Source organism: Helicobacter sp. MIT 00-7814, assembly GCF_003364115.1.
GTDB lineage: Bacteria > Campylobacterota > Campylobacteria > Campylobacterales > Helicobacteraceae > Helicobacter_F.
Genome location: NZ_NXLL01000010.1, coordinates 34,140 through 55,750 on the forward strand (window position 1 = coordinate 34,140; position 21,611 = coordinate 55,750).

Genomic DNA, 21,611 nt, shown 5'->3' on the forward strand with positions numbered 1-21,611 from the left:
AAACTGCTAATTTAAGCCTTTACGCCATCGGCAATCATCGCCTTAAGCTCGGCTTCTGAAACAAGCTTTTCATCGACAAAAGCCTGCGCGCCCAAACTCCAAACACTGCCCTTGTGCTTTAAAACATTCAGCTTATATACAAGCTTATCGCCCGGCACGACAGGCACGCGAAATTTGACATTATCAATTGTCATAAAATACACAATTTTATTTTCCGCCTCTTTTGTATTATCACCAAACATACTCACAAATGCCAGCAAACCACCAGCCTGCGCCATTCCCTCAATCTGCATAACGCCGGGATAAATTGGCTGTTTTGGAAAATGCCCCAAAAAAACCTCTTCATTAATTGTGACATTTTTATACGCTTCAATGCTTACCTGCGGCGTGATTGAAACCACTCTATCCACAAGCAGCATAGGATAGCGATGTGGCAGAATCTCGCGAATCTTGTTAATATCCATCATAGTTTGCTCCTAAAATGTAATATTTTGCTAAAGGGGCGCATTGTAGCAAAAAAATGTTTTGTTTCATATTAAAGCCTTGGCACCTTTTTAAGGGCTTGTTTGTATGCGTGCTTTTTGCATGCTAGCTTTAAGAGAGAGCAGATTCTTGCTGTGAAAAATCTTGCAAATGTGGCTGTGGATTTGCATTGCCAGCGATAACCCTAAACACGCCCTCCTCTTGGAAAATCGTATGTATATGCAAGCGCAGGTTAGATTCTATACGCTCATCAAGCACGATGATTGGATTAATGCTCGAAAATCCACAAAGACTCACGCGCAAGATATTTTCCATTTCATACGCAATCGGATTTGCCAAAAGCTCTTTGACACTTTTATATGCGCTTCCACAAAGGGTATTAAAATCTCGCAAAGACAAAAACACACTATCATCTTTGCTCGCTATGCCTAAATGGATAAGATGAGATTCTAGATTTATTGCTTTTTTGGGCGTATTTGGCGTGCTGTATCCTAGAATCTGTCTTAGTGCAAGTGGCGAAGACACACTACTTTCAATCCATACAACCTTAGAAGTTTTGACATTATTTTTACTTTTAGAATCTGCCAAAACATAAATATCAAGGGGCGCGCCATTAATGAAAGCCACGCTTCGCAGATTGCGCCACGCGATGATGGGGCGCTTCGCAAGGATATAGGGCGTAGATTCTCGTTCATACATATCGCGCTTTTTGAAAGTCTCTAGCCTGTCCTCATTGCTCGCTGGCAAAAACTGCTGGCTAATATTTTCTAGCAACTCTAAAGAGATTTTCTGACTTTTTTGTCGTTGTTTAAGAAGCGCAAACTCACAACCACAATACCCTTGCCGATACAAATTATCCTCGCGCGCAAGCTGGGCTTGCTCCTGCGTGCCACCATTGCTACGCACATCGATTTTGATAAACTCCAAACCATATTCTTGCGCGATTTTATCCCCTTGCGCGTAGAGAATCTGCTGTTCTTTCATAGGGCTTGAAAGCAAAGTCGTGGTAAAGATTCTAATATTTTTTTGCTTTGCAAAAACCGCGGTTTTTATCAAGCGGATATCAAAGCATTTCACGCAGCGCTCGCCCTTTTCTGGCTCGTCTTCTAAGCCCTGCACACCTGCAAGCCAATCTTCCAACTCATACTCCCCTTCAAAAAGCTCGATATTTAGCATTTCACAGCTACGCTTGACATCATTAAAACGCAGTGTATATTCTGAGCGCGGGTGAATATTTGGATTATAAAAATACCCGATAAGTTGAGAATCTGGATATTTCGCGCGTAACTTTTGTAAAAAATAATGACTATCCACCGAGCAACAAATATGCACCAAAATCATTTTTTATCCTTATCCGATGTGTAGGCGTAATACAAAAACCAAATACTGCCACCGACAAATACGATTGCCAAAAATACAACCATCGCCCAATCAAGCAATTCCATATCTTAAATTCCTTTCAATTTAAAGTTCCATGTGAAACATTTTCATTATTTTGCAAACTTTTGCAATTATCCTTTTGCCTCCGCTTCTCTGTCTATTTTTCTATCTGCGCTCAAATCTTTCTCCTTTTCTCGCAATTGCCCACATGCTGCGCTGATATCTAAGCCCTTAGATTCTCTAATCGTGCAAAGCAAGCCTTTTTGCGTAAGAAAGTCCGCAAATTCCCGCGCTTTCTCCATACTCGGACGCCCAAACTTGCTCCCTTCGTGCGGATTAAACAAAATCACATTCACCTTTGATCTAATCCCATTAAGCAAAGAAAGCAATTTTTTTGCCTCCTTAAGGCTGTCATTCAAATCCTTAATCATCAGATATTCAAACATCACGCGCTTACGCAAATCTATGGGGAATTTTCGTACTTCATCCAAAACCTGTTGAATATTATATTTACGATTCATAGGGATAAGAGCCGAGCGCAATTTATCATCGACCGCATGCAAAGAAATAGCCAACTGCACACCAAGATTAAGCTTCCCTAGTTCGCGGATTTTTGGTGCGATACCGCTTGTAGAGATTGTCTGCCTACGCGCAGAGATACTCAAGCCATCAAGCTCACTTAGGATTCTAATCGCTTTTGTGACATTTTCTAAATTATCCAGTGGTTCGCCCATACCCATATAGACGATATTCACGCGCTTTTGCGGGGGGATTTCATTATGCGCTTTTATTTGCACGATTTGCTCGACGATCTCACCAGATTCCAAATCCCTTTGGAATCCTCCCTTTGCTGTAAAGCAAAATGCACAACCCACCTTGCACCCAACTTGTGAGGAAACGCAGATACTCCATTTTTCAGAATTAAGAATCTTGCCATCTTCATCTTGCAACTTTTCTTTCATTTTTAGCAAAACAGATTCAAAAGTATAGCCATCTTTTGTTTTAAAAAGATATTTTTTGCTTCCGTCTTTACTCTCCTCTACTTTAAGAATCTCCAAATTTTTCGCGCAAAATTGCCCCGCTAGATTCTGACGCAAATCTTTTGGTAAATCCGACATTTCCAAAAAATCCTGCTTATAATACACATACAACCATTTATAAATCTGCTTTGCGCGAAACTTTGGTTGGAAAATCTGCGCTAGCTCATCAAGCGTATAGCTAAAAATATTTTGACTTTTTTCAGACTTAGGCGCGCTTGTATTTTTTGTAGCATTTGCAGTTTTTGTGCCTTCTGTGATTTTTGTCATTTCCATCATGAACCTTGCCTTAAGTCCAAAAGTTTTGTATAAAAATTTTCAAGTTTTGTTTTTAGCGCATTGTGATTTGTCATAAATTCTTTATGAGCATTTGGCGCGCAATAATTACTCACACACAAAATCCCACAACATGGAATCCTAAAATATTCTGCCACTTGTATCACAGAAAAAAACTCCATATTTTCCAGCAAGATTCCTCGCATGAAAAATTCCTGCGCCACAACAGAATCTGTAGTAATATAATTTGAGCTATTGATAATTGTTCCACATGAAACAAATTCTTTTTTGCATTCCATTTCTAAAATCTTACCAAAACCACCCTCGCCTTTTTGAGATTCTCTAAATTCCAACTTTGACTCCACGCGATTTTGCAATGGCGTGTAAGATTTATCAAATAAACTTGAAGATTCTATCTGCGTAGCTGTGCGCGAAAAATGCAAATCAAATATTTGAGAATCTTTCCCATACGCTCCCGCACTTCCGATAAAAATAATTTCGCTAGGTTTTTTCTCCAAACAAATGCGCGTGAGATTATAGGCGCTTTCCACCAACCCAACGCCAATTACACTCGCAAAGCTAAAAATTTCATTTCTCCCAGCACAAACAAACATGTTTTCTCGCTTTAGATTCTCACACTTATATTATGTTTAGCAAGGAATTTTTTAAGCTCCAAAATTTGTATCTCCTCATAGTGAAACACGCTCGCTGCCAATGCCGCATCAGCACCGCACAAAAATGCGTCTAAAAAATCCTGCATTTTCCCCGCGCCCCCACTTGCGATGATAGGGATAGGCGCTAGCTTGCTTACCATTTTGATACCTTCCAAATCATAGCCATTTTTCACCCCATCGCAATCCATACTTGTGAGCAAAATTTCCCCAGCGCCCCTTTGCGCCACTTCCTTACACCATTCTAACAAATCCCTTTGCGTATCAATGCGCCCACCATTACTATACACGCTCCATTTTGGCGCGCAAGAATTTTCAGAATCCACCCTTTTGTAATCAATCGCCACGACTATGCACTGCGAGCCAAATCTTTTTGCGCCTTCTTCTATAAGTGCGGGATTCTTAAACGCAGAGCTATTAATACTCACTTTATCACAGCCTGCATTGAGCAGACTATACATATCTTCAAGGCTATTTATCCCCCCGCCAACGCTAAAAGGAATAAAAATCTCGCGTGCCACTTTCTTCACCACCTCAAGCATAATGCCACGCTTTTCATGACTTGCGGTAATGTCCAAAAACACCAACTCATCAGCGCCTTCATCATTATAGCGACGCGCCACTTCTATCGGATCTCCAGCGTCTTTTAAACCCAAAAAATTTACGCCTTTTACCACGCGCCCATCTTTTACATCAAGGCAAGGAATGATTCTCTTTGCAAAATTCATCAAAGTACCCTTTAATTCTAATAAAATTCAAGGAAAATTATCTAACTTTTGGTTATAATTATAGCATTTTTGGTTGGGAATTTTATGAGAAATATCACAGACACGCACAAAGCAAAAAAGCATTTCGGGCAGAATTTTCTCAAAGATACTTCCTATATCCACAAAATCATTCAAGCCATTCCCAACGCCCCCTATAAGATGGTGGAAATTGGCATTGGCTTGGGTGATTTGACACAAGAGCTGGTGAAAAGAGATTTTCTCATAGCCTATGAAGTCGATAGCGACTTATGTTCTTTATTTTCTAAAAACTTCCCGCATTTGAGTGAAAAGCTAAATCTCATCAACGCAGATGTTTTAAGTCTGCAAGAGAAGCAAGAGCGCGATTGCTGGCTTTGCGATGAGCCTTATATGCTTATTTCAAACCTGCCTTATTATGTCGCTACGCATATTATTTTGCGTCTCTTGCGAGATTGCCAATGTAGGTATATTTTGGTAATGACTCAAAAGGAAGTGGCGCAGAAGTTTTGCGCAAAAGTAGGAATGCGTGAATTTTGCGCTTTGAGCGTATTAAGTGAGTTTTTTGGGAATTCTACGCTTTTATTTGATGTGCCAAATACCGCCTTTGAGCCTATGCCAAAGGTTACTTCAAGTGTATTTTGCATTGATAAAAGCACAAAAGAAATCCCAAAGGATTTTGATATTTTTGATTTTGAATCCTTCCTCAAACTCGCCTTTAGCGCACCACGAAAAAAGCTCAGTAAGAATCTAGGCAAGAATTTTAATCCAAAAGAAGTAGATTCTCTTTTTGAACAGCTCGCCATCTCCCCTAATGCTCGACCAAATGAAGTCAGCACGCAGCAGTATTTAAAAATCTATCAACAAAGGAGTTGAAAATGCAAGACAACACAAATGAAAATGTGCAAAATATGCAAAACACGCAGACACAAGACGCTCCACAAGAGCAAAAAGAAAGCCGTTTTAAAAATTTTGCAAAAAAATTTAGAGGCACGAAAGATTCTCAAAATAGGGATTCTCAAAACAAAGATTTTCAGAATCAAGGTAGAGAAGCGCAAAATAGGGATTCCAAAAACCAAAACAGAGGTGAGCAAAATAGAGGCGAAAACGAAGGGCGCTTTTCTCGGCAAAGAGACTACAATAATGCCTTGCAAGGACCACAGCAGACAAATCAAAATAACACAAGATTTGAAAAGCGCCGCTGGAGTGGCAAAAATCCTCAACCACAACAACACCAAAATATCGATGAAGTCAAAGATGGAATCCGCGAAGTGCGCAATCCAAATGAAAAAGACAATCTAGGCTTGCATAAAGACTTAAAACGCGGTGTGGAAGCAAACACGAGAATCCAAAAAGAAAGTCTCAACGCGCACACAAAGCTTAACCTCAACACAAAAGCAAGTGTTAGAATCACGCCTCTTGGCGGACTTGGCGAGATTGGTGGGAATATCACGGTGATTGAAACGCAAAATAGCGCGATTGTCATTGATGTGGGTATGAGCTTCCCTGATGAAACTATGCATGGTGTGGATATTTTGGTGCCTGATTTTAGCTATTTGCACGCGATTAAGGACAAAATCGCTGGCGTCATCATCACACACGCACATGAGGATCATATCGGTGCGGTGCCCTACCTCTACAAACAGCTACAATTCCCGCTCTATGGCACACCTCTGCCACTTGGAATGATAGGAAGCAAGTTTGATGAGCATGGGCTAAAAAAATACCGCTCGTTTTTTAAGATTGTCGAAAAGCGCAAGCCTATCAAGGTGGGCGAGTTTGAGATTGAATGGATTAATATCACGCACTCTGTAATCGATGCCTCTGCCCTTGCTATCCGCACAGAAGCGGGTGTAATCGTGCATACTGGCGATTTTAAAATCGATCATACGCCAATTGATAATCTCCCAACGGATTTGCACCGCCTCGCGCATTATGGCGAAGAAGGCGTTATGCTTTTGCTAAGTGATTCTACAAATTCCCACAGAGTGGGGACAACGCCGAGTGAAGCAAGCGTAGGACCGACATTTGAGCGACTTTTCAAAGAGGCGCAAGGGCGCGTGATTATGAGCACCTTTAGCTCAAATATCCACCGCGTATATCAAGCAATCGATTATGGACGCAAATATAATCGCAAAGTCGCAGTCATCGGGCGCTCAATGGAAAAAAACCTTGAAATCGCCCTTGAGCTGGGCTATATCCAACTTCCACAGGATATTTTTATCGAAGCGCATGAAGTAGAAAAATACCCTGATAACGAAGTGCTAATCGTCACTACTGGCTCTCAAGGTGAGACGATGAGCGCGCTTTATCGTATGGCAACTGATGAGCACAGACATATCAAAATCAAGCCAAGCGATATGGTGATAATCTCCGCAAAGGCGATCCCGGGCAATGAAGGCTCTGTCTCAACGGTGCTAAACTACCTTATGAAAGCAGGCGCGCGCGTGGCGTATCAAGACTTTAGCGAAATCCATGTGAGCGGGCATGCCGCGCAAGAAGAGCAAAAGCTCATGTTGCGCCTTATTAAGCCAAAGTTTTTCCTCCCAGTGCATGGGGAATACAACCACATTTCGCGCCATAAGCAAACAGCTATCGCTTGCGGGGTGCTGGAAAAAAACATTTTCCTTATGGAAGATGGCGATCAAATCGAAGTCAATCCAAACTATATGCGTAAAGTGCGCAGTATCAAAAATGGCAAGATTTTCATTGACAATCAAATCAACCGCCAAATTGATGTGGATATTATCCAAGACAGACAGACTTTGGCAAATGAAGGCGTTGTGTTTGTAAGCGCGCAAATTAGCAAGGAGCGTAAGATTCTCTCTTGTAGAATCTCAAGCTACGGGCTAGTGGCAAATAAAGAGGACAAGGGCTTTGAAAAAGAGATGGGAGAGCTTTTGGAATTTGTCATCAAAAACCACAAAAAAGAAAGTCTCAACGCAAAAAATCTCGAACAAGAAATCGCCCTAAGCTTTAGAAAACATATCTTTAAAAAAGTGAAAAAATACCCAACTATCGAAGCTGTGGTATATGTGCTCTAACGCACAAAGTGGATTCTAATTCAGAATCCACGAAAACTACAATCAGCACAAATCCAAAGACTACACCACAAATCAAACAAAAATCCCCATAAAATAAAATATTTTCAAACAAACTTCTTAATGTAGTGTATAATTACGCAAAATTTACTTTTGCATCGCGAGGAGTTTGTATGCTAATGGACAAAATTATTGGCGTGTTTTCAAAAGACATTGCCATTGACTTGGGCACGGCAAATACGATTGTGCTGGTTAAGGGTGAAGGGATCGTCATCAATGAGCCATCTGTGGTAGCTATAGAAGACGACAGGCGTGGCTCTGGGAGAATCCTAGCAGTAGGCAGAGAAGCAAAAGAAATGGAAGGCAAAACGCCTGATAAAATCCGCGCTATCCGCCCGATGAAAGATGGCGTCATAGCGGATTTTGATATGACAGAAAAGATGATTCGCTACTTCATTGAGGAAGCACATAAACGCAAATCCCTTATCCGTCCGCGCATTATGGTGTGCGTGCCTTATGGACTTACAGGCGTGGAAAAAAAGGCAGTTAAAGAATCTGCTCTAAGTGCGGGCGCTAGGGAAGTGTATCTTATAGAAGAGCCGATGGCTGCGGCAATTGGCGCGGGATTGCAAACTGAAGAGGCAAAAGGGAATCTTGTCATTGATATTGGTGGCGGGACGACTGAAATTGGCGTGGTGTCTTATGGCGGGCTTGTGATTAGCAAAAGTATCAAGGTAGCAGGCGATAAGTTTGATGTCGCCATAATGGAGTATGTGCGCAAAAAATATAACCTTCTTATTGGCGAACGCACCGCAGAAGAGATTAAATTCCAAATTGGCTCGGCATCTCCGCTAGAAAATCCACCTACGATTCAAGTGCGCGGACGCGATAATGTGAGCGGATTGCTAAACACCGTTGAGCTTAGTAGCGAAGATGCAAGAGAAGCGATGAAAGATCAGCTCAAAGAAATTGCAAATGCGTTAAAAAGCGTGCTAGAGGCACTTCCACCGGATTTGTCAGGGGATATTATCGAAAATGGTATCGTGCTAACAGGTGGTGGCGCGCTCATACGCGGGCTTGATAAATATCTTTCTGATATCGTGCGCTTACCTGTATATGTGGCTGAAGAGCCTTTGCTTTGCGTGGCTAAAGGCACAGGCAAAGCTATGGAAGATCCAAAACTCTTAGAAGAGCTAGCAATCGATTAAGATTCCATTTATAAAGCCTTGAAATGCGCTATAAAACCCTGATTTTTATCGTCCTTTTTTTTGTCGCACTGCTTGCTACAATGGAGTTTAATAAAAATGTCGAGGCGCAGATTCTCTCTCTTGGCGATAAGATTAGAATCTTTTTTGTCTCTAATTATCAAGGCTTTATTGACGCCTACAAAAGGCATTTTGAGCAGGCAAAAGAGATTGAGATTCTCAAAGAAAAAGTCAAAGATTACGAAAAAATCTCGCTAGAAAATCTCGCGCTTAAAAACGACAACGCTTCCTTACGCGCGCTTGCTAATATTACGGATTTGAGCAACGAGCCTTTTATTTACCTCTCTCTTATGACTTCATATGTGAGAATGGGCGAATACAAGCGCATTTGGCTTGCCCTTGATTCTGAAGCGAAGCAAAAATTGCAAGCAACGCAGGCAGATTCTGCATCAAACCCCAGCCCAAAACTTCTAGGACTTGTGAAAAATGGCAAAGCACTTGGTATCGCGCGTTATGAAAATGGGCGTTTGCAGGGCTTTTTAAATGGTTCTGAAGAATGCAGTTATGGCGTGTTTATCGGCGATTCCAAAGCGCTTGGCATACTTGATGGCTCACAAAAAACCCAAAATGAACGCCTTATCAATGTCAATTACATTCCAAAATGGGTGAATATCAAAGTCGGCGATGTCGTCTATACCAACGGACTTGATGGAATCTTTATCGCAAATGTCGCTGTGGGCGAAGTTGTGGCAATTTATGAGGATTATAATTACCTGCGCGCAGAAATCGAGCCATACGCGCAAAATGAAGAAAGTGGTTATATGTGGGCAATTGATCTTAGTCAAATAAATCAGGATTCTCAATAATGCGCGAGCAAATTAATGGACGAGCAAATTAATTAATGGACGAAATAAAAGCGCAGTTTGCAGAGATTTTTTCTCTCTTACAAAACCCAAACAAACACAAACTTGATAAGGCGATTTTAGCCCTTGCAAATATCCCAGCAAGCGCGATTAAGCATTTTTGCACGCAGGAAAATGAACGCGCTAAAAACCTATGCGCGCAATTTGCCTCTTGCATAGAAAATGTATTGCTTAATGGCGAAATCTGCGAGGTTGAGTATCTCAATCTTTTCGCGCTTCTATGCGAGGCAAACCCAAAGCCAAACCCAGCCTTTGAAGTTTTTTTGCAAAATCTTAGCCCTTTGCTTTTTGATCCTCAAAGTAGCGAGGTGGAAAATATCCTTTTTCTGCAGATTCTAAGCCTTTGCAAGATGTTTGCTAGTAGCGCGCGTGAGGGTATGGAATTTTTTATCGCGCATGTGAGTTTGATTGATATAAATGTGCCACAAAGGGATTATCTTTCAGATTTTATTTTGCAGAGATTCCCAAAGCTTGGTGTGGATTTTGCGCTTTTTTTACAAAGTATGCAAGGCGCGCTAAAAAATTGTCTTAACCTTTCAAAAATGCGCCGTCGCAGTCTTTTTAATTGGCAGCTGCATTGCTTTTGGAATGTGGAAGGGTATTTCAACAACCTTGATTGGCTCACACTTTATCCTGCGTGGCGCGAGGTGTTTTACGCGCTTTTAGAGCGCACAAAGCAAGCCCTTGATTCCAAAAACATTGCAAACGCGCTAGAATGGCTTGATGAGGCACTGTATGTGCAATTTTTCATCTATCATATTTGTGGCAATAGCTTTCACACGCAGGCGCAATGGCGCGATTTCAATAAAGAGATTGACAAAGAGGGCGCGAAAATTTATGCGCTTTTTGCTCCGCTAAAAAGCCAGCTTTTGGAATACACCCCAGAGATTATCGCGCAAAACGCACAAAATAGCGCCAAAAATCAATCAGATTCCCATCTCCCAATTATTGCCATTCTCAAAGATAGAATCGTCGAAAATTCCCCCTACAAAGTCGAATATTCGCTTTTTAAGAATCTCCTAGAAAATGAGGCGTTCTCAAAGCATTATCGTTTGAAAATTTATAATATGGGCTTGTTGGAAAAATCCACAGACGCCCCAGAGCTCGTTCAGAGCTTAGAATCTTTGGGCGTGGAAGTCTGTAATATCGCGCAGATTGAAAACGCGAAGGGCTTTTATAACTCGCATTTTTTGAAAGCTCTTTTGCTCCTCGCACAGCTTGAAAATGACGGCGTAAAGGTGCTTTTAAGCCCAAACAATGGCTATGGGATAAGCGATTTTTTGCTAAGCATTCGAGCGTGTGAAAGGCAGATTTACTACTCGCATGGGAATTTTGTCTATGACATCGCAGGCATAGATGCGCGTGCCACGCATATTTGCAACGCGCAAAAAAGCGTGGTGCATGAGGGATTTCGCTTTGTTGGGATTCCGGTGAAAATGGATTCTCAATTTTATAATCCGCCTTTGGATGAGGCTTCCTTGCGCGCATTAGAGGTGCTTAAAGCGCATTTCCCTACAAAAAGGCTAGGCACTATCGGGCGTTTGGTGAAAATCACTTCAAAGCCCTATTTGCGCGTGGTTTTACGCCTTATGCGGGAATCTAAAGAGTGCGTTTATCTTGCCTGTGGTGGCGGGAATGAGAAGGCTGTGCGCGCAATGATAGATGAGGGGTTTTGGGAATTAGCACAGGCGCAGGGTGAGAATCCGCAAGCTAAGGCTTTGCGGGATGAAAATCTCGGGCAAGAGCTTAAATCTTTGCAGGCGCATTTTTCCTTTGAAGGCTTTGTGGATAGCGCGATATATGGGCATTTGATTGATGTGTGGCTTGATAGTTTTCCGCTGGAGCAGGGCGAAAGTCGCATCGAGTATGTCGCAAAAGGCGGTATCGCGCTCACGCTAAGTGCGGAAAACAAAGGGATACGCGCCAAAAGGATAGAATCTTGGGTAGATTCTCACCGCGCGACTTTGGAGGAGTTTTTGGATTCCACTTCTTTAGATTCTACATTTTCAAATTTTTCGGCACAAAGCACGCAAGATGCGGATTTTATAGCGCTTCCACAAAAGCCAACAAACACGCAGGAATTGCAGAAGTTTCTCTATGCTGGCCCTTTGGTGGCTTTTAGCGAGGAAGAGTATTTGACAAAGGCGCGCGCGATTTTGGATGCTTCTTTGCAGGTGCTAGAATCCTTGCGCGCCTATAGCTTGCAAGAGCGCGCAATTTGGGACTTTGTGCGTGAAAAACTCGGCGTTCAGGTGTTTTTAGAGCTTATCGCGCACAAAGATTCTTAAAAACAAGCGCTTATTTTAAGACAAATTAAAATATTTTAGAATCCTACAAAACCTCTATACTTTTTTGCGTTTTGGCGCCGAGCTCTTTTAGCTTGCTTGCGCGTGAGCTTAGCCCGCCTTTGCCGATGAGCTTTGTCTCCATGCGATCGATGCTTTTATTTAGCGTCTCGGCATTGCGCTGGATGGCTTCAAAATCCTCTATCACGCCCGCGAACTTATCATAAAACAGCCCAATCTCTTCAAATGCCTTTAGCACCTTTTGGTTGCTATCGATATGCTGCCACGAAATCGCAATCGTCTTAAGCGCCATAAATAGCGTGTTTGGCGTGGTGAGATAGACCTTTTTATTATATGCATACGCATACAGCGCGCTATTTGACTCCAGTGCTAAATCCAAAATATTTTGATAAGGGATGAAAAGTAGCGTAAAATCATAAGTATGGCTTTCAAAGCGCACATAGGGCTTTTTAGCAAGCTCATCAATACGCGCTTTGAGGTTGCTTGCTAACTGCGCGCATACGCTCTCATCAATCTGCTCGAAGTTAAAGTCATTTGGCAAAGAAAACTTAGAATCTATAATGATGCTTTTGTGTTTATCCAAATACACCACCGCATCAGGGTAATAATGCTCGCCCTCAAGCTTGAAATGCTCTTGGAGCTTGTATTGCTCGCCTTCAATAAGCCCGCTAGATTCTAGCACGCTTTTTAGTTGCAATTCCGCAAAATTCCCGCGCGCCTTTTTGTCGCCCTTTAGCACTTGAGCGAGCTTTTGAGCGTTTTCATTCATAAGCTTGCTTGAGTTAAACATATTTGTGATATTTGCTTCGATACGCGCCTCATTTTCACCCAACTTTTGAGAATAGTGCTCGATATTGTGCTTTAAAGGCGTGAAAACCTCATCCAAAATCTTTTTAGAATCCCTGCTAAGCGTTATTTCACTTTGCTTCAAAAGTGCTTCTTGCTGGGCTAAAAACTGCTTTTCTAACTGGCTTTTTAGCGTGCTAAGATTTTCAGCATATTTTTGCTCTAGATTCTGCGTGTAAGCGCTTTGTGCCTGCAAATTCGCCTTTAGCGTGGCATTTTCTTGCAAAGTGGCTTGAAGCTTTTGCGCGCTTAACGCAAGCTCATCTTTATGCAAGCGCACAAGGGATTCTAACTCGCTGGCTTTTTGCGTGCAAAATTCCAAATCCTTTTTATGCTGCAAAAGCGCAAATTTCGTGTTATTGAGCTTGAAAAGCGCGATGATGAGCCCTAAAATCGCGCCAAAAAGCAAAGCACCAAGCACAAGATAAATCCAAACCATTCAAACCTCCTAAGTCTAAAACGCGTAAAAAATCTCTTGAAAGTGCGACTCCTCTAAAGCGTGAGAATCCCGCGCATGTAGTAAAAGCATAAGCAAGATTCTGGCTTTTTGAGGGTTGAAATTCCATGCGCTTAAAAAATTGCGCTGTGTCGTAACGCCAAAAGGCACCCTCGAGCTTGTCACAATCACCAGCCCGCGCGCGTGCAAAAACTCCAAAACCTCTTTTTGTCTCAATTCCTTCTGTGCGCAGAGCGAGGCAAAATCTGGTAAAATCTTTGCTAAAGCCTCTTTTTCTTGCGCGCTTAAGATTCTGTCATTCAAGCTTCCATTGCCCATTCCAGCGATGACAATGCCCCTTACTCCTTGCGTAAATAAAAAAGCCGCCAATAGCGCGCAGTAGTCATTTTGATGAGAATAGAGAATCTGCACTTTTGGTAGGGATTTTCCCAAATGCGTGAGGGCAAAACTTTCTCTCAATGCCTGATTTAAGGGCTTTTTTGCGTATGAAAAAAACACGCGAGAATCTACAATGCGCCCAATCGCCCCACTTTGCTCAAATGCGTTTGTGTCTAAAGTGTGGAATTTCATAAGATTAAATGGCGCAAAGATAGAATCTCCCAAAGTGATGAAAACGCCTTGTGCTGGCAGAATCTGCGTGCTTTTAGATTCTGTCATATTTTGCGCACTTTTTTGCAAATCCACCAAATGCTTACAAAGCAAAAACGCATTATACAAATTCCGCGCACCATCGCTTCCTAGCGCATTGCTAGCGCGCATACTGCCTGTGAGGATGACTGGCTTTTGTGCGTTTAAAACAAGCTCCAAAAATAACGCGCTCTCTTCCAAAGAATCCGTGCCATGCGTGATGATAACACCTTCTATCGCTTCACCCACCGCCGCCTCACTCACTGCCTCATCGCCTTGCGTGCCATTTTTTAGCACATTTTCCACAAAGCGCGCGAGTGAAAGCAATGTTTCATCATCTACATTTGCGCTATCAAAACTGCCAAACTCAAAAAGCTTTGGCAAATTAGGTGCTTGCGCGTTATTTTGGGGATTTTCAAGCATGTCCTTAAGCGGGCTATCAGAAAAAGGTGGATTCTCAAAAAAAGGTAAAGTGCTAAAAAGAGCTTGCAATAAAGCCTCGCCATTTAGCACAGCTGGGCTATAGCGCGTGCTTGTGGTTTCTTTGGCAACGCCTGCAATTGTGCCACCTGTGGTGATAAGCGCGATTTTTGAAAAGTCTAGCATAAAAAATTAATTCCTTAAGAGATTCTCACTTTCAAGCTCAAAAGTGTAGCATAAATTTTTTGGGATTTTTTGCTATACTTTCACCCATTTTTAGCCTATTTTTGCGACTTTTTTGCTATTTTGCACCACAATTTTTAGGAGAATATATGCGAGGAATTTTATTTTTTTTAAATCTCACCGCGCTTTGCTTTGCGCTAGATTCTGCTAAGCCAATCATTAGTGTAAGTACCCCGCCACAAAGCTATTTTGTCAAAAAAATCGCAGGGGAAAGCGTGGAAGTAAATGTCCTCATTCCGCCAAACACTGATGAGCACAACTTTGATTTCAAGCCCCAAACGATGATAAATTTGGAAAAAAGCGCGGTGTATTTTGTTGGGGATTTGGAGTTTGAAAGCCAGCTAGTGCAAAGGCTAGAATCTACAAAAGTAAAAAAAGTGCGTCTAAATGCGCAAGACACGCTTAAAGGCGACCCGCACACTTGGCTTGATCCGATTTTGGTTAAAGAGCAAGCAAAAGTCATCGCACAAACGCTAAGCGAACTCTACCCGCAAAATCGCGCGTTTTATGAAAAGAATCTTGCGGTGTTTTTGGGTGAAATTGATATACTAGATTCTCAAATAAGAGCGCTTTTAAGCGGACTAGAAAGCAAGAAATTTATCGTCTATCACCCTAGCTGGGGGCATTTTGCTAGTCGGTATAATTTAGAGCAAGTCGCTATAGAAGTCGATGGCAAAGAGCCAAAGCCCCGCGAGCTAGCCGCAATTACCAAAACTGCAAAAAAGGAAAATATACCTATCATTTTCGTGCAGGTGGGATTCCCGCAGGTTGTCGTGCTAAATCTTGTAAAAGAATGGCGAGTGGAAGCTGTTTCAATTGATTATTTGAGTGCAAATTGGGCTTCTGACTTACTCTACACCGCGCAGATTCTGCATAACGCGCTTAAATAATGCAACTTTTTAACATACACAATCTTAGCTTTGCCTATGAGCGCGAATGCGTCTTGCAAAATGTGAATCTGGCGTATGAGAGCAAGGATTTTCTAGCCATCATCGGACCAAATGGCGGGGGAAAATCCACGCTTTTAAAGCTCCTTTTGGGGCTTATCCCGCCAAAGTTACAAAGCGGAAAAATAGCGCTAAATTGCAAGATTGCAGAAATTGGCTATGTGCCTCAAAGCACGCAGGCAAACGCAAACTTCCCACTGCGCGTGCTTGAAGTCGTGCTAATGGGGCGCGTGGGGAAAAAACGCTTTGGATTCTATGATAAAGAGGACAAAAAAGCCGCGTTTGAGGCGTTAAAAAGCGTTGGGCTGGAAAATCTAAGCGAGCGCAAAATCAGTGATTTAAGCATGGGGCAAAGACAGAGGGTTTTTATCGCGCGCGCACTTTGCAGGGAATGCAAGCTTTTGCTTTTAGATGAGCCCACAGCAAGCCTTGATTTGCAAAATGCATTGCAAATTTTTGAACTGCTAAAATCCTTGCAAAAAAGGGATATTGGCGTTGTCATCGTGTGCCACGATACAAATTTGGTGCTAAGCTTTGCCGAAAAAATCGCCTATGTTAATAAAGAGCTTTTCTTGCACCAAAACACGCAAGAAGCGCAAAAACTTGAATTTCTCAAGCATCTAAGTAGCACACATAAGCATTTTTGCGACATAGAAATGAGCCTCAATAGCTGTGAATGCACGCATACGCCAAATACGCAAGAAGTGCGAGATTCTCTACCGCCCAAACCTTCAAAAACACCCAAAAAATAAAGGAACAAACGCGATGCTTGAAATTTTAGAATTTAGCTTTTTCCAAAATGCCCTACTTTGCGCGGTTTTGACAAGTATTGCATGCGGGATTGTGGGCGCGCTTGCGATGATAAATAGGCTTGTTTCCTTAGCTGGAGGTATCACACATGGCGCGTTTGGTGGCATTGGTGTGGCGTTTTATTTTGGCTTGCCACTGCTTTTGAGTGTGAGTGTTTGGACGTTTTTGCTCGCACTTTTTGTGGGCTTTGTCATGCAGCGTTACCCAAATAGGAGTGAAAATATCATCGCTGTGATTTGGGCGTTTGGCATGGCTTTTGGGCTTATTTTGCTTGATTTGACGCCCGGATATAAGAGCGATATTATGGGCTATTTGTTTGGGAGCATTTTAGCCATTGCGCCTAGTGATTTGGTGCTTTTGGGCGTGTGCGATGGCGTGTTTATTGTGCTTATTTTATGCTTTTATCGGCAGTTTGAGGCGCTTAGCTTTGATTATGAATTTACAAAGCTTCAAGGCGTGAGCGCGCGCGCATTTTATTATCTGCTTATCATTATGATAGCTTTTTGCATCGTGCTTAGTATCCGCGCGGTTGGGCTAATTTTAGTCATCGCGCTTTTAAGCATTCCTTGCTTTATCGCTGAAAATTTCACAAAGCGCCTAGGCTCGATGATTTTTTGCTCTATTCTCTTAAGCGCGTTTTTTTGCGTCTCTGGGCTTTTTGTGAGCTATTTTTACAATCTCACAAGTGGCGCAAGTATTATCATCATCGCTTCAATCGCCTTTGGAATCTGCGTAGCATTGAAAAATTTTTATAAACTTAGGGCATAATGGATTTTTAAAATTTCAGATTCTTAAAACTAAGGAGCTTAGCAATGAAAAATCTTTTTTGCATTATCGTAACCTACACAAAGCCTATAGAAGAGATAGAGGCGGTGTTGCCACTGCATAGGGAATATTTGGCAAAAGGCTATGAGGCTGGCTTTTTGCTCGCTTCAGGTCCGCAGAATCCACGCGTTGGCGGGCTTATCCTAGGACATTTTGAAAACAAGCAAAGTGCGGAAGCTTTCACAAAAAACGATCCTTATGCTCAACATAACCTCGCAAAATATGAGATTATCGAGTTTAGCCCCGTGTTGCACGCGGAAATTTTGAAAGATTTCTTAGCTTAAAAGTTGGAATCTCACAATGAATAAGAAAAATCTTAGTTTTTTCCTTCTTGTGCTTGTTGGAATGGGACTTGGCATAGGTATTTCAGAGCTTTTAAAATTGCAAAAAACTTCTTTAGATTCATCGCAGCAAAGCATTGTAGAATCTACGGATTCTAAAAATCCACAAATAGAGAATCCACAAGATTCTCAAAATACAGAGCAAACTAGCACACAAGAAGCGCAAAACAGCACAAACGCGCAAGATTCTAAAGATTCTATTTATGTGGAGACTGGGGATATTAAGCTTGAAATGTTTAACGAACAGCATAAAATTTTGCAGTTTAAAGATTATCCTGCAAATATCTATCAGGGCACGCTTTTTGGCGCAGATGAAAGTTGTGTGAATTGCGAAGGTGGTCCGCAAGAGGCGCTTAAAAAGGGCATTATCGAATATGCTGGAAATTTTGGCGTGTATAAATTGCAAGGAAACATTGGCGAAATCATCCTAGGCGTGGTGGATATGCGAAATGGTGAAAGCCTAGAATTGCCTGTAAGCTATAAAGAAGTGAGCGCGCCTTTTAACTTAGAAGTGCTTTCAAGGGCTAATAGTGCGCTTTTGTGGGTGAAGGGCGTGGAGAGCAAAAATGCGGATTTTTATACCATTAGTGCGTATGTGCTTGAAGATGGTGCATTTAAACTCTTACAAAGCTTCAAAATCCCGCTAAATGCGGATTTATTACAGAATCAAGATTTACAAATCTTACAAGATAAAGATTCTCTTAATAGCGAGCAAGGCGGAAGTTTGGAAAATACAGAGATTTTTTAATTTATTCTTAAATCTAATTTAATTTTTAAGCCTTCAGGCGTTGTGAATGCGTGATTGCCACAGCCATCGCATCTGTAATATCAAGGGGCTTGATTTCTCCTTGTATGTTTAAAAGACGCTTTACCATAAAGGCTACTTGGCTTTTATCAGCTTTACCATGCCCGGTAAGTGCCTTTTTCACCTGCAAAGGCGTGTATTCTGCGAAATTCCCAAAATCTTGCAAAATCTTCAAACTCAGCGCCCCACGAAACTGCGCGAGTTTAATCACACTTTGCGGATTATAAGCATAAAACATATCTTCAATCGCCACCTCATCGATTTTGTGGCTTTGTAGCACGATTTCTAAGCCTTCGATAAGCTCGACAATTTGTTCTTGCAAAATACGCGTTTTAATCTTAATAAACCCCGCTTCAAGGAGCCTAAGAGTGCGATTTTCAAAGCGCAAAACTGCATAACCACAATTTCTTGTCCCCGGATCGATACCTAAAATATTCATTTTTAATCCAACTTAAAAGATTTTTCATCTATTATAACGCGTTTTTTTCACAGGTTATTCACAGCTTTTGGTGAAAAATTTCATAAGGATTCTAAGGAGGAAAAATGTATGTTGTTGAGGTTTTAAATCAGCTAAAAACAGAGATTTCAGAATACGAATTTAAGAGCTATTTTGAACCTTTAAAATATGATGAAAATTCCAATAGAATGGACTTAATCGAGCTTTATGCACCAAATATTTTTATCGCAAGCTGGATAGAGACAAATTATATTGAAAAACTCAAGCTTTGCGCGGAAAAAATCACAGGAATTCAGCCAGAAATTCACATACTTTTAAAAGAAACCCAACAAAATGTGAAAAGTTTAAAAAACAATAAAACACCACAAAAAATACAATCAAATACTTTGGCAAATTATAACGAAAGTGAGACTTTTGAAAATTTTGTAATGGGAAGCTCAAATAAAAATGCCTTACTTATTGCCAAAACTATTTGCGAACACCAAGCAAGCTATAATCCTGTGCTGATTTATGGACAAACAGGCGTTGGGAAGACGCATTTGCTCAATGCCATTACAAATTTTGTGGTAAAAAATAATAAAGTTGTGATGTATGTGACAGCCGAGCAGTTTTTAAATGATTTCAATGTGCGCAAAACGCAGCGTGCGATGGATTTATTCCGCAAAAATTATAGGACTTGTGATTATTTGCTTATCGATGATGTGCAGTTTTTTGGTGGAAAAGAATATGTGTGTGAGGAGTTTTTTCACACCTTTAATGAACTCAAGCAAAATAATGGACAAATCGTGCTTACAAGTGATCAGCCACCAAGCAAAATCCGCGGATTAGAAGAGCGCCTACGCACTCGCTTTGAATCTGGTGCTATTGTGCAGATTGAAAATGCTGGGCTTGAAACTAAAATCGAAATTATCAAAACAAAATGCGAGATGAACTCTGTGAGCCTAGATTCTGAAACAATAAACTACATTGCGACAAAGATTGATAATATCCGCCAAATTGTTGGGATTTTGCATAATATCAATCTGCAATCAAATCTCAATCCAAACAGCTCAAAACTTGATATCGCAAAAAGCCTTGTAAAGTCCTACCAAAAAGAAACACAAGAAAATATCACTATCGATAAGGTTATAAATGTCGTGGCAAAGGAACTTAATATCAAGCCAAGTGAAATCACTTCAAAAGAAAAAAGCCAACGCGTGGCGTATGCAAGGCGCATTGTTATCTATCTAGCACACACACTTACGCTTAATTCTATGCCTGTGCTTGCAAACAAGCTCAATATGAAAGATCACAGCTCTATAAGCAAAGCACTTAAAAATATCAAAGAAAAAATCAAAGTCGATGAGAATCTCAAAAACATCGTTGAAGAAATCAAAAATAAAGTAAAAAATAACAATATTTCCGAAGTTTAAAGCAACTCGCAAATAAAAATGAGCTATAATGCCCGCTACATCTTTTTAAAATGTTTAACATTTGAAGAATCTTTAAGCTAGAAAGTTTAAAGTAAGGTTTAAAAAGAAGTGAATAAATGTGAAAAACACTCAAAATTTATGTGAAAATTTTAGAAGCTAAAAATGCCCTAAAATACGAAAAAGAAAGCGAGATTTCACATTTTCACTAAGCCTACTACTAACTACTAAAAGATTTTAATAATAAGCCACACAAGGAGTTGCAATGAAACTTAGCGTCGAAAAAACTGCATTTGAAAATATCATCTCAAATTGCCAGAATTTTTTAGAAAAAAGGGATATGTCCCAAATCACTGCACATATTTACTTTGAATGCTTTGCAAATAACACGCTCATCATCAAAGCTACAGATTATGAAATCGCTCTGCAAGCCCAGATTCAAGCAAAAGTCGAGCAAGAAGGCAAAGCTACAGCCAATGGAAGAGATGTTTTACGCTTTATTCAGAATCTCAAAGATGGGGAAATCACGCTAGAAGCAAAAGATGACACGCTTCTTATCAAGCAAGGACGCTCAAAGCTTGATTTGCCAATGTATAATGTCGAAGAATTCCCAAGCCTGCCAGAATATGAAGCAAATCAAAAATTGCATATAGAATCTTTTAAGTTTTTAGATTCTATGGAAAAAATCAATTCTGCTGTAGATACAAATAACCCAAAATACGAACTTAACGGCGCATTGATTGATATTAAAGAATATTCTTTCAACTTTGTAGCGACAGACACAAGACGCCTAGCAATCGTAAAACATGAAAGTCAAGGCATCAATACCCTTGCACTTATCATCTCTAAGCGCTCAATTAGTGAGATTCTAAAACTTGCAAAGAAAGAAACAGAGTTAGAAATTTTTTATAACCAAACGCATATTATCACCAAATGCGAGCAATTTACTTTCTTTGGCAAAGTTATCAGCGGAAAATATCCAGATTATGAAAAGATCATTCCAAAAGAGTTTAAAAACACTATCGAGCTTCCAAAAGATGCTTTCTTAGAAGCTGTGAATGTCGTCAAATCACTTTCTGATAAAATCAAAATTAATCTCCAGCCAAATGAGATTCTCTTTGAATCTATGAGTGATAAAAATCACAAAGCCTCTACGCAGATGGAGTTCAACACAGGCATTGAAGAATTTATTTTTGGGGTGGATTCTAGGTATTTGATTGATTTTATTAAACAAACTGATAGCGCGAAATTTACCCTCGCACTCAATGAAACAAATATGCCAATAACGCTTATTGATAATAATTTCAGCACCATCATTATGCCAATTATTCTTTAAACCCACACTTTGGGGGCAATCCC

The 21,611-nt window shown here is 40.9% G+C and carries 20 protein-coding genes; 12 read left to right on the forward strand and 8 right to left on the reverse strand.

The window, feature by feature from the left end; genetic code table 11:
* Positions 1–11: 11 nt before the first annotated feature.
* The 5 genes from fabZ to hisF form a co-directional block, all read right to left on the reverse strand.
* On the reverse strand, positions 12–467 hold the full coding sequence (fabZ, locus tag CQA49_RS04420; protein WP_115574765.1) for a 3-hydroxyacyl-ACP dehydratase FabZ: 456 nt from the start codon (positions 465–467) through the stop codon (positions 12–14).
* A gap of 127 nt (positions 468–594) precedes the next feature.
* Positions 595–1,824: an epoxyqueuosine reductase QueH gene (locus CQA49_RS04425; RefSeq protein ID WP_115574766.1), complete on the reverse strand. Its 1,230-nt coding sequence runs from the start codon at positions 1,822–1,824 to the stop codon at positions 595–597.
* A 170-nt stretch (positions 1,825–1,994) separates the two neighbouring features.
* Positions 1,995–3,179 (reverse strand): 23S rRNA (adenine(2503)-C(2))-methyltransferase RlmN, encoded by a 1,185-nt coding sequence (gene rlmN, locus CQA49_RS04430; RefSeq protein WP_408938910.1) that lies wholly within the window; start codon positions 3,177–3,179, stop codon positions 1,995–1,997.
* Positions 3,176–3,790: a purine-nucleoside phosphorylase gene (locus CQA49_RS04435; RefSeq protein ID WP_115574767.1), complete on the reverse strand. Its 615-nt coding sequence runs from the start codon at positions 3,788–3,790 to the stop codon at positions 3,176–3,178. The genes rlmN and CQA49_RS04435 overlap by 4 nt, the downstream gene beginning before the upstream one ends.
* An 11-nt stretch (positions 3,791–3,801) precedes the next feature.
* Entirely contained in the window at positions 3,802–4,575 is a 774-nt protein-coding gene (gene hisF / locus CQA49_RS04440; protein WP_115574768.1) for an imidazole glycerol phosphate synthase subunit HisF, read from the reverse strand.
* Positions 4,576–4,659: 84 nt separating this feature from the next.
* Here hisF and rsmA point away from each other — a divergent pair, with 84 nt between their 5' ends.
* The 5 genes from rsmA to CQA49_RS04465 all read left to right on the forward strand — a co-directional run bounded on the left by rsmA (position 4,660) and on the right by CQA49_RS04465 (position 12,047).
* The gene (gene rsmA / locus CQA49_RS04445) at positions 4,660–5,466 is read left to right on the forward strand and encodes a 16S rRNA (adenine(1518)-N(6)/adenine(1519)-N(6))-dimethyltransferase RsmA (protein WP_115574769.1); all 807 of its coding nucleotides are present in this window, start codon (positions 4,660–4,662) and stop codon (positions 5,464–5,466) included.
* 2 nt (positions 5,467–5,468) lie between these two features.
* Positions 5,469–7,634 (forward strand): ribonuclease J, encoded by a 2,166-nt coding sequence (locus CQA49_RS04450; RefSeq protein WP_258864188.1) that lies wholly within the window; start codon positions 5,469–5,471, stop codon positions 7,632–7,634.
* A gap of 170 nt (positions 7,635–7,804) precedes the next feature.
* A complete protein-coding gene (locus tag CQA49_RS04455; protein ID WP_115574770.1) occupies positions 7,805–8,839 on the forward strand; it encodes a rod shape-determining protein in 1,035 nt (344 codons plus the stop codon).
* Positions 8,840–8,862: 23 nt separating this feature from the next.
* Positions 8,863–9,702 carry a rod shape-determining protein MreC gene (gene mreC / locus CQA49_RS04460; protein ID WP_115574771.1) on the forward strand — a complete coding sequence of 280 codons (840 nt, stop codon included), beginning with the start codon at positions 8,863–8,865 and terminating at the stop codon, positions 9,700–9,702.
* A gap of 35 nt (positions 9,703–9,737) precedes the next feature.
* Positions 9,738–12,047, forward strand: a complete 2,310-nt coding sequence (locus tag CQA49_RS04465) for a hypothetical protein (protein WP_115574772.1) — start codon at positions 9,738–9,740, stop codon at positions 12,045–12,047.
* Between the two features lie 43 nt (positions 12,048–12,090).
* On the opposite strand, the gene rmuC is transcribed toward CQA49_RS04465, so the two are convergent.
* Entirely contained in the window at positions 12,091–13,350 is a 1,260-nt protein-coding gene (gene rmuC, locus CQA49_RS04470) for a DNA recombination protein RmuC (protein WP_115574773.1), read from the reverse strand.
* 15 nt (positions 13,351–13,365) lie between these two features.
* On the reverse strand, positions 13,366–14,601 hold the full coding sequence (locus tag CQA49_RS04475; RefSeq protein ID WP_115574774.1) for an asparaginase: 1,236 nt from the start codon (positions 14,599–14,601) through the stop codon (positions 13,366–13,368).
* A gap of 146 nt (positions 14,602–14,747) precedes the next feature.
* Between CQA49_RS04475 and CQA49_RS04480 the strand changes: the two genes are divergently transcribed.
* Genes CQA49_RS04480 through CQA49_RS04500 form a run of 5 tightly spaced genes read left to right on the forward strand, consistent with a single transcriptional unit; the run spans position 14,748 to position 18,329 of the window.
* A complete protein-coding gene (locus CQA49_RS04480; RefSeq protein WP_258864189.1) occupies positions 14,748–15,548 on the forward strand; it encodes a metal ABC transporter solute-binding protein, Zn/Mn family in 801 nt (266 codons plus the stop codon).
* On the forward strand, positions 15,548–16,357 hold the full coding sequence (locus tag CQA49_RS04485) for a metal ABC transporter ATP-binding protein (RefSeq protein ID WP_115574775.1): 810 nt from the start codon (positions 15,548–15,550) through the stop codon (positions 16,355–16,357). The genes CQA49_RS04480 and CQA49_RS04485 overlap by 1 nt, the downstream gene beginning before the upstream one ends.
* Positions 16,358–16,370: 13 nt before the next feature.
* Entirely contained in the window at positions 16,371–17,183 is an 813-nt protein-coding gene (locus tag CQA49_RS04490; protein WP_115574776.1) for a metal ABC transporter permease, read from the forward strand.
* Between the two features lie 44 nt (positions 17,184–17,227).
* The gene (locus CQA49_RS04495; RefSeq protein WP_115574777.1) at positions 17,228–17,524 is read left to right on the forward strand and encodes a YciI family protein; all 297 of its coding nucleotides are present in this window, start codon (positions 17,228–17,230) and stop codon (positions 17,522–17,524) included.
* Positions 17,525–17,540: 16 nt separating this feature from the next.
* Entirely contained in the window at positions 17,541–18,329 is a 789-nt protein-coding gene (locus CQA49_RS04500) for a hypothetical protein (protein ID WP_115574778.1), read from the forward strand.
* Positions 18,330–18,354: 25 nt separating this feature from the next.
* Here the strand turns inward: CQA49_RS04500 and ruvC are convergent, their stop codons facing one another.
* A complete protein-coding gene (ruvC, locus tag CQA49_RS04505; protein ID WP_115574779.1) occupies positions 18,355–18,825 on the reverse strand; it encodes a crossover junction endodeoxyribonuclease RuvC in 471 nt (156 codons plus the stop codon).
* Between the two features lie 104 nt (positions 18,826–18,929).
* Here ruvC and dnaA point away from each other — a divergent pair, with 104 nt between their 5' ends.
* Complete coding sequence (dnaA, locus tag CQA49_RS04510) at positions 18,930–20,255, forward strand: chromosomal replication initiator protein DnaA (protein ID WP_115574780.1); 1,326 nt, start codon at positions 18,930–18,932, stop codon at positions 20,253–20,255.
* A gap of 262 nt (positions 20,256–20,517) precedes the next feature.
* Positions 20,518–21,588, forward strand: a complete 1,071-nt coding sequence (gene dnaN, locus CQA49_RS04515; protein ID WP_115574781.1) for a DNA polymerase III subunit beta — start codon at positions 20,518–20,520, stop codon at positions 21,586–21,588.
* The last annotated feature ends 23 nt before the right edge of the window (positions 21,589–21,611 follow it).

Bases quoted from the DNA above. Each gene is read 5' to 3' on its own strand.
- CQA49_RS04485 (WP_115574775.1), top strand. From the start codon at position 15,548: ATGCAACTTTTTAACATACACAATCTTAGCTTTGCCTATGAGCGCGAA.
- CQA49_RS04425 (WP_115574766.1), bottom strand. From the start codon at position 1,824: ATGATTTTGGTGCATATTTGTTGCTCGGTGGATAGTCATTATTTTTTA.
- CQA49_RS04490 (WP_115574776.1), top strand. From the start codon at position 16,371: ATGCTTGAAATTTTAGAATTTAGCTTTTTCCAAAATGCCCTACTTTGC.
- rmuC (WP_115574773.1), bottom strand. From the start codon at position 13,350: ATGGTTTGGATTTATCTTGTGCTTGGTGCTTTGCTTTTTGGCGCGATT.
- dnaN (WP_115574781.1), top strand. From the start codon at position 20,518: ATGAAACTTAGCGTCGAAAAAACTGCATTTGAAAATATCATCTCAAAT.
- CQA49_RS04465 (WP_115574772.1), top strand. From the start codon at position 9,738: ATGGACGAAATAAAAGCGCAGTTTGCAGAGATTTTTTCTCTCTTACAA.
- mreC (WP_115574771.1), top strand. From the start codon at position 8,863: ATGCGCTATAAAACCCTGATTTTTATCGTCCTTTTTTTTGTCGCACTG.
- hisF (WP_115574768.1), bottom strand. From the start codon at position 4,575: ATGAATTTTGCAAAGAGAATCATTCCTTGCCTTGATGTAAAAGATGGG.
- CQA49_RS04480 (WP_258864189.1), top strand. From the start codon at position 14,748: ATGCGAGGAATTTTATTTTTTTTAAATCTCACCGCGCTTTGCTTTGCG.
- CQA49_RS04495 (WP_115574777.1), top strand. From the start codon at position 17,228: ATGAAAAATCTTTTTTGCATTATCGTAACCTACACAAAGCCTATAGAA.
- CQA49_RS04450 (WP_258864188.1), top strand. From the start codon at position 5,469: ATGCAAGACAACACAAATGAAAATGTGCAAAATATGCAAAACACGCAG.
- CQA49_RS04500 (WP_115574778.1), top strand. From the start codon at position 17,541: ATGAATAAGAAAAATCTTAGTTTTTTCCTTCTTGTGCTTGTTGGAATG.
- CQA49_RS04455 (WP_115574770.1), top strand. From the start codon at position 7,805: ATGCTAATGGACAAAATTATTGGCGTGTTTTCAAAAGACATTGCCATT.
- ruvC (WP_115574779.1), bottom strand. From the start codon at position 18,825: ATGAATATTTTAGGTATCGATCCGGGGACAAGAAATTGTGGTTATGCA.
- dnaA (WP_115574780.1), top strand. From the start codon at position 18,930: ATGTATGTTGTTGAGGTTTTAAATCAGCTAAAAACAGAGATTTCAGAA.
- fabZ (WP_115574765.1), bottom strand. From the start codon at position 467: ATGATGGATATTAACAAGATTCGCGAGATTCTGCCACATCGCTATCCT.
- rlmN (WP_408938910.1), bottom strand. From the start codon at position 3,179: ATGATGGAAATGACAAAAATCACAGAAGGCACAAAAACTGCAAATGCT.
- rsmA (WP_115574769.1), top strand. From the start codon at position 4,660: ATGAGAAATATCACAGACACGCACAAAGCAAAAAAGCATTTCGGGCAG.
- CQA49_RS04475 (WP_115574774.1), bottom strand. From the start codon at position 14,601: ATGCTAGACTTTTCAAAAATCGCGCTTATCACCACAGGTGGCACAATT.
- CQA49_RS04435 (WP_115574767.1), bottom strand. From the start codon at position 3,790: ATGTTTGTTTGTGCTGGGAGAAATGAAATTTTTAGCTTTGCGAGTGTA.